General features: G+C 55.8%; 9 protein-coding genes and 1 rRNA gene. 4 read left to right on the forward strand and 6 right to left on the reverse strand.

The window, feature by feature from the left end; translation table 11 throughout:
• The first annotated feature begins 299 nt into the window (after positions 1 to 299).
• Complete coding sequence (locus NBH13_RS08385) at positions 300 to 1,310, forward strand: LacI family DNA-binding transcriptional regulator (protein WP_033501762.1); 1,011 nt, start codon at positions 300 to 302, stop codon at positions 1,308 to 1,310.
• A gap of 258 nt (positions 1,311 to 1,568) precedes the next feature.
• Positions 1,569 to 2,624: a LacI family DNA-binding transcriptional regulator gene (locus NBH13_RS08390; protein WP_144090134.1), complete on the forward strand. Its 1,056-nt coding sequence runs from the start codon at positions 1,569 to 1,571 to the stop codon at positions 2,622 to 2,624.
• 169 nt (positions 2,625 to 2,793) lie between these two features.
• On the opposite strand, the gene NBH13_RS08395 is transcribed toward NBH13_RS08390, so the two are convergent.
• From NBH13_RS08395 to NBH13_RS08410, 4 genes are all read right to left on the reverse strand, one after another.
• A complete protein-coding gene (locus NBH13_RS08395) occupies positions 2,794 to 4,161 on the reverse strand; it encodes an ABC transporter substrate-binding protein (protein ID WP_099571564.1) in 1,368 nt (455 codons plus the stop codon).
• A 72-nt stretch (positions 4,162 to 4,233) separates the two neighbouring features.
• Positions 4,234 to 5,994 carry a glycoside hydrolase family 13 protein gene (locus NBH13_RS08400; protein ID WP_250779558.1) on the reverse strand — a complete coding sequence of 587 codons (1,761 nt, stop codon included), beginning with the start codon at positions 5,992 to 5,994 and terminating at the stop codon, positions 4,234 to 4,236.
• 360 nt (positions 5,995 to 6,354) lie between these two features.
• On the reverse strand, positions 6,355 to 7,701 hold the full coding sequence (locus NBH13_RS08405) for an ABC transporter substrate-binding protein (RefSeq protein WP_187324892.1): 1,347 nt from the start codon (positions 7,699 to 7,701) through the stop codon (positions 6,355 to 6,357).
• Positions 7,702 to 8,152: 451 nt separating this feature from the next.
• On the reverse strand, positions 8,153 to 8,857 hold the full coding sequence (locus NBH13_RS08410) for a histidine phosphatase family protein (RefSeq protein ID WP_099571566.1): 705 nt from the start codon (positions 8,855 to 8,857) through the stop codon (positions 8,153 to 8,155).
• Positions 8,858 to 8,986: 129 nt separating this feature from the next.
• On the opposite strand from NBH13_RS08410, the gene NBH13_RS08415 reads away from it, so the two are divergent.
• Positions 8,987 to 9,367, forward strand: coding sequence for a DUF4235 domain-containing protein (locus NBH13_RS08415; protein WP_144090136.1), 381 nt, complete (start codon positions 8,987 to 8,989; stop codon positions 9,365 to 9,367).
• Between the two features lie 76 nt (positions 9,368 to 9,443).
• Complete coding sequence (locus tag NBH13_RS08420; RefSeq protein WP_250779559.1) at positions 9,444 to 10,220, forward strand: nitroreductase family protein; 777 nt, start codon at positions 9,444 to 9,446, stop codon at positions 10,218 to 10,220.
• A 239-nt stretch (positions 10,221 to 10,459) separates the two neighbouring features.
• On the opposite strand, the gene NBH13_RS08425 is transcribed toward NBH13_RS08420, so the two are convergent.
• Together NBH13_RS08425 and rrf are read right to left on the reverse strand one after the other, a co-directional pair.
• Complete coding sequence (locus NBH13_RS08425) at positions 10,460 to 10,711, reverse strand: hypothetical protein (RefSeq protein WP_003835954.1); 252 nt, start codon at positions 10,709 to 10,711, stop codon at positions 10,460 to 10,462.
• Between the two features lie 187 nt (positions 10,712 to 10,898).
• A 5S ribosomal RNA gene (gene rrf, locus NBH13_RS08430) occupies positions 10,899 to 11,016 on the reverse strand.
• Positions 11,017 to 11,020 lie beyond the last annotated feature (4 nt).

Here is an 11,020-nt window from a genome sequence, read left to right on the forward strand (position 1 = left end):
ACGCGGTGCGGAATCTTGCATTTTTAACCGAATCAGCGGATCACTGCTCTGTTCTCCACCTTTCCGGTGCTTACATTCGTCATGATAAACGGCATGACACAAGATGTCAAACGTTGTCATTTTCGCATGTCTCAAGACGTGATTTTACCAACGTTGTCATATTTTGTGACCCTCTAAAATTGTTGTCATATCAAACACTTTTACACTTTTCCTGCTATGATGAAAACGTTTGTAATGCATGTATTGCAAACGTGTTGCAATACAGTATGCTGGAACGTACGCAGTTACAAGGGAAAAAAATGAAAAGCAGTATTCAAGATGTAGCGCAGCTTGCGCACGTGTCCATCTCGACGGTTTCGCGTTCGTTCACACGCCCCGACCTCGTGTCGAAAGCCACCCGAGACAAGGTGATGAAAGCAGCCGACGAGCTGAACTTCTCCATCTCACGCTCCGCAGCCGCGTTGAAAACCGGCCGCGCGCTACGCATTGCAGTACTGGTTTCCGGAAGGCTCAACCTGTGGTTCAGCTCATCCATCATCGAAGGACTCAACGAGATATTCCATGATGAAGGCTACGACATCTCCATCTACCAGATGTCGAGCACCGAGGAGCGCCGCGAATTCTTCGACATGCTGCCGGTGCGCCGCAATGTCGACGCGGTGATCGTCATTTCCTTCGACATCGACGCCAATGAGATCGAGCAGCTCAGGTCCGTCAATGTGCCGATCATCGGCATCAACTCGAGCCTGCCGGAAGAGCGCGGCTTCAGCGCGGCCGTGCGCATCGACGACAAGCAGGGATCCGAGCTTGCCGCACGCCATCTCATGGCTCTCGGCCACCGCGACATCGCCTACATTCGCACCAATCGCGACGTAACGCTCCACTTCAGCGTACAGGGGCGTTTCGAATCGTTCATGGCCCGCTGCAAAGAGAACGGCGTCACGCCGCGCGTGCTCGTTACCGACGAGAGCAAGAACAACATCAGCAAAGTCGTGACGCAGCTGCTCAGCCTCGACCACATGCCGACCGCGATCGCCTGCCAGGAAGACGGCATCGCCGTGCCGCTGCTGTTCCAGCTGGAACGCAATGGATTCACCGTGCCGAACGACGTTTCCATCATCGGTTACGACGATAGCATCTACGCACGTGATCTCGGACTGACCACCGTGCGCCAGAAGCCCATCGAAATGGCGCAGGAAGCGGCCCGCATGACGCTCGACCTGATTGAGGGACGCCCGCTGGAGCAGCCGTTCAAAACGTTCCCGGCACAGCTGATCGTACGTTCCACTACGGCTCATCTGCATCGCTAAACGTTCCGAACGAGCACCGTTCGCATAGCGTCTGTTTTTTGCTGCCATGTTGAACTTCACCACTTCGTGACAGCGCTTACAGGCTACCGTTGCTTTACGCTATCTTGTAATCGAATCTTTATATTCGTTTTTCGACTATTGTAAATGATAGCGCTTTCATTTCTGTTGTACAAATTCACCAATCTACAGCGTGTTTTCGTCGCAAATCAGGGCTTTTAGTATCATGGAAGCGTTAATCATTTTCATCGAAGGAGACACATGGCCAAACCGACCATCGCCAACGTGGCCCAATTGGCAGGAGTGTCGCAAGCCACCGTTTCCCGAGCACTCCGTGGCGCGACCAACGTCACAGAAGCAACCCGCAACAAAGTTCGGCAGGCAGCGGATCAGCTCAATTTCACGCTATCCAAAAGCGCTTCCGCCCTGGCATCCGGAAAAACCATGCGTGTCATCCTCTTGGTTTCGGGCAAACTCAACGAGTGGTTCAATTCCGGAGTGCTCCAAGGAGTCTACGAGGAGCTCGCGCCGTTCGGCTATGACGTCACACCGGCCTTCATCACCGACCGCAGCGAACTGGACCGGTTCTTCTCCCAGCTGCCAAAAAGCCGCAACTCGGACGCCATCATCATCTCCTCATTCCAGCTCATGCCCGCCATGCGGGAGCAGCTCCAAGCCATCGACCTGCCAACGGTAGGCGTCAATGTCCCTGCGGAATCAGGCTATTTCGACGCCTCCATCAGCATCGACAACTACAGTGCGATGACCATGGCCGTACGACTGCTGCGTTCCTTAGGGCATACCAATATCGCGTTCTGCAGCGACTACATTCCGGCCGACATGATTTATAACACCAGCCAACGCACCCAGGCGTTCGCGGATGCCGCACAGGCCAACGCCACCGATGGAATCATGTTCAGCCTGCTCACGGCCGACGCGCACGATGCGCCGCTGAGCAAATCCGACCTCGCCTCACAACTGACCGCGAAACTGCTGTCACTTCCGGAACGCCCCACCGCCGTCTGCGTGGAAACCGACCAGGTCGCCATCGCACTGGTCAAGGAACTACGCAAACAGCAGCTGAATGTGCCGGAAGACATTTCGGTGCTCGGCTTTGACGACGCCGAAATCGCGCAGGCCGCAGACCTTTCCACCATCCGTCAGGAGCCAATCGAGCTAGGGCGCATAGCCGGTAGAAAAGTGCTGCAGCTCCTACGTAACGAACCTCTTGAACATCCGCATGAACTGCAGGATCCTTTGCTGGTGTTGCGCAACACTACAAGCCGCATTGACAGCGGGGCGGCGACGTCGGAATAAATCGGCGTCATAAATCGACGGCAGCTGAATAAATCGAGAGGCAGCGGAAAAACGTAAAGCCGCCAAAACACGAGAGCGGCCTGTATGCATGAACCAAATCATGCACACAGGCCGCTCTTTTCATCGCAAACCTTGTAGGGCTTCAATCAGCGGTGCGATCTCACCCCTGCTAATTGAATTTCTGCGCTTGAGGAATGGATCCCAGCGATTCCTCGTTGTTGTTCCATTCGGTGGACCAACCGTCGACGTAGGCGCTCTTCACCTTGCTCCAATCGCCAGTGCCCTGCGCGTATTCGATAAGCGCCGCAGCCACGTCGTCCTGCCACTGCTGATCCGGAACGGTGAAGCTGCGTACCTCGGTCTTGCCGTCGGCAGAGTAGGAACGGGCGATCTTGGTCAGCGGATTATCCGGCTGGAACTCATCGCCATCGAATGTGGTGAACGGCACGGAGAAGCCCATATCCTGAGAGAGGATCTTCTTGGCCTCGTCATCGGTGACCATCCACTTGATGAAATCGAGCGTGGCCTGCTTGTCTTTGTCGGAAGCGTTCTTGTTCACCGCCCAGCTGGCGTCATACACGCCCGCAGGACCGGTCTCTTCCTCACCCTTGATGCCCATGTAATACGGCAGCATGCCAAGATCGTCATCCGCCACCTCGTTACCCTTGATCTGCGTGTAAGCCCAGACGCCGTTCGGGTAGAACGCCACCTGGCCAAGCGCGAATTCGGAAGTGACGTCGTCGTACGTCTTCGAGCTGACCAGGCTCGGATCGGTCGGGCTGGTCTCCAGCTCGAGATCGAACAGATCCTTGTAGTTATCCAAGTAGGTGCCCTTGATGGTCTTGGAGAACGTGGTGTTCATATCCTTGTATTCGTAGTACAGCGGGATGCGCCCCATATGCGCGGCGAAACGGTATGTGTCGGAGGCATCCAGACCTGGCGTCGCGAACGCGCCGTCAACGCCGAGATCGTCCTTGTGCTCGTTGATGGACTCGGCCACGGCCTTGAGCGTCTTGTAATCCTTGATGTCGTCGGCGCTCTTGATTACCGCGTAATTCTTGCTGGCGTAATCGTTGATGATCTTCTTGTTGTAGATGATGCCGTACCATTCAGCTGCGTATGGCAGCGTGAACGAATCGCCATCAATGGTGTAGGAGTAGGCCTTGCCGTCATCGGTGAGCAGTTTGTACACTTCGGTGTCCTGCAATGGCTCGCAATACTTCTGATATTTTGCGAACTGGTCGAAACCGGAGATGTTGAACATGGTCGGCGCGTTGGATTTGGCCAGTTCCGAGCTCATGGTCGCATCGTATGTGCCGGACGCACCGGTCTGCACGTCCACCTGCACACCGGTTTTTTCGGTATACATTTCGGCGAGCTGCTTGTATTGGTCCACGACTTCCGACTTGTTGTTCATGAAATACACATGGCCCTTGTCGGAATCGGCGCTGCTGCCGCCGCCGCAAGCCGCCAACGATACACCCATGGCCAACGCCGCGGCGACCGCGCACGTTTTGGTGATGATTCCCTGCCTCATTGCTTATCTCCTTCGTTGGATTTGTTGTTATTCCTATGTGTGCTGGTATTGGTAGCGCCTCTGGTCGCCGCGTTATAGCTGGAGCCAAGCGGTGGTGTCCTGCGGCAAACGCCCGTCCGCAGTGAGTTCGCCCGATACGAGGATGACTTCGCCTTGCGGCAGTTCGGCTGGACGTTCGCTGAAATTGGTGATGTTCGCCCAACCATTGGAACGACGGTAGGCAATGACTCCACCACGCTGCCCATCCGCACCGTCACGCATATCGGAGGGGCGGTCCTCGTCCAGCCACTGCAGCACGGTGTCCTGCGGCATCAGGTTATGCCTCAACGACAGCGCCTTACGATACAGGTTCAGCATGGAATTCGGGTCGGCGTCCTCCACGTCGACGGCGAAATCCTTGTACCACTTCGGCTGTGGAAGGTGCGGATCATGCTCGGCGCCAGCAGGAGAGAAACCGAAGGAGCCACCATGGCCGAATTCGTCATCGGGATTATCGAGCTTCGGCGCATCGGCAGCAACCCAAGGCAGCGGCACACGGCAGCCGTCACGGCCTTTTTCGATTTGCCCGCGCACGCTGTTGAACGCGGTGGGATCCTCCAGCTCATCCCAGGGAATATCCGCGACTTCCGGCAATCCCAGTTCTTCTCCCTGGTAGATGTAGGTGGATCCAGGCAAGGCAAGTTCCATAAGAATCGCGGCACGAGCGCGCTTGGCGCCCAGTTCGCGGTTCTCCTCATAGGTGGTGCCGTCGCGCAGCAGCCAATCCTTGGCCAACTGATGGTGCGACAAGGCTGGAACCTGCGGCAATCCATAACGGCTGGCGTGGCGGGGCACGTCGTGGTTGCTCATCACCCAGGTTGCCGAGGAACCGGAACGTTCCGCGCTTTCCAAACCTTCCTCGATGGCCAGATGCATGTCATCGCGGATCCAATCCTTTTTGGCGAACTCGAAGTTGAACACCTGCCCGAGCTCTTCGGTCGATGCGTACAGATGCTGGCGATCCGGATTGACCCACGCTTCGGCCACAGCGAATGCCGGCGGATTGTACTCGTTGAACACCTTGCGCCACTCGCGGTAGATGTCGTGCACCTCATCACGGTCATACAACGGGTGTGACCCATCCGAGGGAAGCAGATGCTCGCAGACCTTGTAGCTTTCAAGATCGTCGCGGTCGAGGTCCTTGGCGAGGCCGTGCGCCACGTCCACGCGGAAGCCGTCCGCACCATGGTCGAGCCAGAAACGCAGCGTCTTGATGAAGTCGGCACGCACCTCGGGGTTCTTCCAGTTCCAGTCGGGCTGCTCCTTGGTGAACATGTGCAGGTACCACTGGCCGTCGGGCACGCGCGTCCACGCAGGACCACCGAAGCTTGCGATCCAGTCAGTCGGCGGCTGGTCGCCGTTCGGCCCCTTGCCGTCGCGGAAGATGTAGCGGTCGCGCTCCGGGGAGCCTGGGGCGGCGGCAAGGGCGGCCTTGAACCATTCGTGCAGGTTGGAGCTGTGGTTCGGCACAATGTCGACCACGACCTTGATGTTTCGCTCGTGGGCGGCCTTGGCGAGCTCGTCGAAGTCGTCCATGGTGCCGAGCTTCGGGTCGACATTGCGGTAGTCGTCCACGTCGTAGCCGCCGTCAGCGAGCTGGGACGGGTAGAACGGGCTCAGCCAGATGGCGTCCACACCGAGTTCGGCGAGGTAGTCGATCTTCTCGGTGACGCCTGCAATGCTGCCCAAGCCCGAACCTCGGGAATCCTTGAAGGAACGCGGATACACTTGGTACACCACGGCCTGCTTCCACCACAACGCCGGATCGGTAGTATCAATTTCTTGTTGCATCATTGTTTTTCACTTTCGTTCGCATCGTCGCAAAATGATAGCGGTTACATTTCTTCAAACTACAGATAAAAACAATCCTATATTGATTTCTTCTCTGTTTGTAATTAAAATGATAGCGCTTTCATTAATGCAATGCAATCCTCCAACACACGGCGTGTCCTACAGCCATACATCGCCGCGCACAAAAAAGGAGCTGCAATCAGGAGAGGAAAGAAGACTCCTGATTGCAGCTCGTCGTTTATTCAATTATTCAGTTATGAAGTTATTCGATTGATCGCGCGCTGATGGCATTTCCAGCGGTCTGCGCTACGCGATGCGCGGACCGATTCGTCATGCGCGATTTTGATTGGTTTTTCGATGCGATCAGTGAGCCGCGTCGTATTCAGTCTTCCAACCGTCCACGAATGCGGTCTTGACGGCATTCCAGTCGCCGGTGCCCTGAGCGTACTCAAGGAGGGCGGAACCAAGCTTGTTCTTCCACTCTTCGGATGGCATCATGGTGAAGTTCCAGGAGACTGCGGTCTTGCCGGAGTTCTGATCTTCAACAGCGGCCTGCACCAGCGGATTGTCGGACTTGACATCGCTGAAGGACTTGAACGGAGTGGTGAAGCCCATGGCGCTGGACAGGGCCTCGATGCCGGTCTTGCTGGTGACGACCCACTTCAGGAAGTCCTTAGTGGCCTTCTTATCGGCGTCGGAAGCCTTGGAGTTGATGCACCAGTAGTTCTCGGAGCCAGTGGCCAGACCCTGGTTCTCCTCGCCCTTGACGCCCATGTAGATCGGGAGCATGCCGACGGACTCGGCCTTCATGCCATTCTTCTGCAGATCAGTCCATGCCCAAGTGCCATTCTGATAGAACACGGCCTCACCGAGGGAGAACTCGGAGGTGGCGTCATCACCGGTCTTGGAGCTCAGCTGGGTCGGCTCGGTGGTGGAATCCTTCAGGTACAGGTCGAAGATGTTCTTATACTCCGGCAGATAGGTACCCTTGACGGTCTCCGGCTGCTTGGTGACGTTATCATCCTTGAACTCGTAGTACAGCGGCAGGTTGGCCAGATGGGTCTTAAAACGCCAATCGGAGCTGGAATCGAAACCAGCGGAAGTGAATGCGCCCTTGACTCCGAGCTGGTCCTTCTTGGCCTGGATGTCATCAGCCACGGCCTTCAAGGTATCGAAATTGTCGATATCCTTGACGTCCTTGATCTTGGCGCCATCGGTAGCGATGTACTTGGCCAGCAGATCCTTGTTGTAAATCAGGCCATAGGTTTCCATAGCGTACGGAACGCCAACGACCTTGTCCCCATCCTTGAGGGCGACGTCCTTGTTGATGAGCTGCTTGTACGGTTCAGTGTCCGTCATGTCATCAGTGTAGGACTTCCAGTTCTGATAGCCGACCGGACCGTTGACCTGGAACAGGGTCGGGGCTTCGGACTTGGCGATCTCGGACTTCAGGGTCTGCTCGTAGGTGCCGGAAGCAGCGGTCCGGACCTTGACCTCGACACCGGTTTCCTTGGTGTAATCCTTGGCCAGCTTCTGCCATTCGTCGTTGGATTCCGGCTTGAAGTTCAGGTAATAGACCTTGCCCTTGCCGTCGTTGGAGCTGGAGCTCGATCCGCAAGCGCCCAACGTGCCTACGGACATCGCCGCAATGGCGACCATTCCAACTGCTGCCTTGATAGTGCGATTCATCAGCGAACCTTTCTCTTCCATTCCTGTTTCCCAGCACCCCGCTGGAAAACATCCTGTGAAATCGCTTCCTCACGATTCCTGACATGCACTATTGTGCCGCATTTCCCCCATTTTTGCAAACGTAAGCAGAAAAAGCCTTTTTTAGGGCGATTCTACAATCGCAAGTTTTTCTCAAAATCCTTTATTTTCAAGGGTTTTCATCACACTATCTTTATGAAACCGTTTGCGACACACCCTCCATTTCGCACGGCAAAAAACGCAGTAGCTCGCAAACTTGACAAATTGCGGCAACAAAAAACGTCGGCAGTTTGTAAACAATGCCAAACTACCGACGTTCGCAACAGTCAGCTTCAGGTGCCGTAAGCCAGGTGTCTTCAGGCGACGCAGCCAAATATCAGCCCAAAAAACGGTCCAAATGTTGGTGAAATGCGAAAACCTTCCCGTTACCGACGTTCAGTCCAGCGCAGCATGCCTAGCAATTCCAATGCTCGATAACGTTGTCTCCCTTATATTGGCTCAGCACGCAATAATGTGCGGTGTCGAGACGCAGCAAACGCGCGAAATGCGGATCGACGCCCAGCCACTGCGAGGTGAGAATGCGCAACACATGCGCGTGTGCCACCAACAGCACGTCATGACCGGCATTGAGCAGCGGCATCACCACGTCGATCGCATCGCAGGTGCGTGCGGCAGCCTCCTCAACCGTCTCGCCAGGGCCATTGTGCACCGGAACCTGCTCGCCGCTTGGCAACGTCTCAACCCAGTCGCCCTCCAATGATTCGGGGAGGGAACGCGGACCGTCACGCCATACATCCCATTGGAAGCCGCCGGCCTCGCTCACCTCCTGACGTGTACGCCCTTCGGCACGGCCGTAATCCCATTCCGCAATCTCGTCAAGCACTTTGAAATCGCCATAACCGGCCAGTTGCGCGGTCTGCTGGGCGCGGCGCAGAGGGCTTGCGAACATGCAGTCCGGATCAAACCCTTTTGGAAACGCCTCACGAAGACGCTCGCCCGCCGCACGGGCCTGCTCGCAACCGGTATCGGTCAACGGAATATTGGTTCGGCCAGTATGCTGGCCCGATTCGCTCCACACAGTCTGGCCATGACGCAACAGCACCAGGCGGCCGGGCACGATTGAAGAAGCATCCTCGCTTCCAACTTGAATATCTGTCATACTCCTACTCTAACCGACGGAAAGCGTTTCACCAGCAATCTTTCACCATGTGTCTTAAGCGCTTCGCAACGCACGCACGATCCAGCGAAATCCAACCGAAATCCGACTGCACGGTCTACACTGGAAACCATGAGTGAAATGCCTGACTTGGAATCCAACGCAGACCGCATCGTAGCGTCACTGCACAACGTCGACGAGAAGGTGAACGCCTTGCGCGAACAGCGAATCAACGATCCCGACGATCTTTGCGACAAGATATTCAAGGCGGCCGCCCCCGCGCTGGCCGGACTCGTGTTCGGCAAACTGTTCGAACTGGCATGGCACAAGTCGGTTGGCCACAAAGCCGTATTACCGGACGGCACCACCGACAAACGCAAGGAACTGGCGCTGAATCTCGTATTCGGCGTAGTTTCCGCTGGTTTCGGTGCACTGGTATCGCAGCTTTTCGACCACGGATCGCAAGCGCTGGTCAACCGCCGACACTCACGGCAAGCACGCGAAATCCACTGAAACTGCGATTGGAAAGAGGTGCGCTTGTGGGCGAAATTGCTTGCGCAATTACGCGGATAGGATAAAAATAGGCAACATGAGCAATATTCTGCATAATGCAACCGTTGACACTCTACTGGAGCGTCGTTCAATCCGTAAATTCAAGCCGAAGCCACTGAGCGACGATATCGTCGAAACACTCGAAACCGTGGCTCAGCATGCCGCAAGCAGCCAATTCCTAAACGACTGGTCGGCAATCCGCATTACCGATCCGGCCGCAAAGAAGCGTCTTGCTGAAATCGGCGGGCAACCATATATCGCGACCGCGCCGCTGCTGTACGTGTTTGTGCTTGACGAACATCGCAATGCGGCCATCGCAGCTTCCAAGGGCGTTGAGACCGCTTCCGACGAGTTTACGTTGAATGGCTATCGTTACACTCAGGCGCAGAATGACGCAGTTTTGGCGCTTCATGCGATGGAGACTGCCGCTTATTCGCTCGGTCTTGGTTGCGTGATTCTCGGCTCGCTGCTTAACGATGTTCCGGCTTTGATTGATCTGCTGAATCTTCCGGAATACACGTACCCTGTGCTGGGACTTGCGATCGGCAAGCCCGATCAGGATCCTGCACTCAAGCCGCGTATGCCGCGTTCCATGCAGTTCTTTGAGAATGAGTATCCGTCGAGCAATGAGACGTTACTTGCTGGTTTGCAGGATTTCGACGAGGAAGTGCATCGGTATTACGATTTGCGCAATACCGAGCGCCCGGTTGATACGTTCAGCGATCAGATTGCGTCGAATGCGGTCGATTCCGGTGTGACCAGCAAGGCCGTAGCTCCAAACGCCAAGCACCAAGGCTTCCGCCTCGAGCGCTAACGAAACTACGACTTCGACGAACTGCCCCCATGCGCTCCGCCCGAGCAAAACTTCCAGTCAGTGGAACAATCACCCCGCTCACAGTCTCTGGGAGTCCCAAAATCCCACTCACTGGAAAAATCGGGACGCTAGGAAGCATGCGAGCGGGGTGATTCCTCCAGTCGCTGGAAGAAACCCCCGCCTACAGACCTCTAAACGTCCATAAACCTCCAGTCGGTGGAAAGATTAGGACGGTACGGCTACTTACGACGTGGTTTGTAGCCTTTTTTGCGGGAATGCGGTTTAATCTGCTGATTAAATGGAACGTACGTATAGCTGGATTGTGGATCGCGATGCGTGAGATGCCAGGTTCCGCAGAATTCGCACCGATATACCCAAAGTTCGGTGCCACGTTCACGCCAACTTTGGTCAGCGGCCTGCTGAGCTGTTGCTTTGTCGTGATACATGATTTTGTTCGATTCGACACAGCGTTTGGGTACGAAATAATGCATAGTTCTTCAGTCTATTCAACCATCGGATAAGCGCAAGAAGGTCCCTTAACATTCCTGAGATCTGTCGGCGTACTGGAACTTTCAGTGGCCAGAACGATCCTCCCGCCGGGAAGGCCCGTAACCCCACGGATACGAAAAGATCCCCGGGAGCCAAGCTCCACCGGGGATCCTCATATTCCTAAATTCAATGCGGCGGCGCGCTACTCTCCCACACCCTCTCGAGTGCAGTACCATCGCCGCAGCCAGGCCTTAGCTTCCGGGTTCGGAAAGGGACCGGGCGTCTCACCTGGGCCATGACCACCGCAAAAC

It is taken from the genome of Bifidobacterium intestinale (genome assembly GCF_023656765.1).
Classification (GTDB): domain Bacteria; phylum Actinomycetota; class Actinomycetes; order Actinomycetales; family Bifidobacteriaceae; genus Bifidobacterium; species Bifidobacterium hominis.

What these genes read in the sequence shown, in the direction of transcription:
- NBH13_RS08385 (WP_033501762.1), top strand. Translation starts at nt 300, where the DNA reads ATGAAAAGCAGTATTCAAGATGTAGCGCAGCTTGCGCACGTGTCCATC.
- NBH13_RS08390 (WP_144090134.1), top strand. Translation starts at nt 1,569, where the DNA reads ATGGCCAAACCGACCATCGCCAACGTGGCCCAATTGGCAGGAGTGTCG.
- NBH13_RS08395 (WP_099571564.1), bottom strand. Translation starts at nt 4,161, where the DNA reads ATGAGGCAGGGAATCATCACCAAAACGTGCGCGGTCGCCGCGGCGTTG.
- NBH13_RS08400 (WP_250779558.1), bottom strand. Translation starts at nt 5,994, where the DNA reads ATGATGCAACAAGAAATTGATACTACCGATCCGGCGTTGTGGTGGAAG.
- NBH13_RS08405 (WP_187324892.1), bottom strand. Translation starts at nt 7,701, where the DNA reads ATGGAAGAGAAAGGTTCGCTGATGAATCGCACTATCAAGGCAGCAGTT.
- NBH13_RS08410 (WP_099571566.1), bottom strand. Translation starts at nt 8,857, where the DNA reads ATGACAGATATTCAAGTTGGAAGCGAGGATGCTTCTTCAATCGTGCCC.
- NBH13_RS08415 (WP_144090136.1), top strand. Translation starts at nt 8,987, where the DNA reads ATGAGTGAAATGCCTGACTTGGAATCCAACGCAGACCGCATCGTAGCG.
- NBH13_RS08420 (WP_250779559.1), top strand. Translation starts at nt 9,444, where the DNA reads ATGAGCAATATTCTGCATAATGCAACCGTTGACACTCTACTGGAGCGT.
- NBH13_RS08425 (WP_003835954.1), bottom strand. Translation starts at nt 10,711, where the DNA reads ATGCATTATTTCGTACCCAAACGCTGTGTCGAATCGAACAAAATCATG.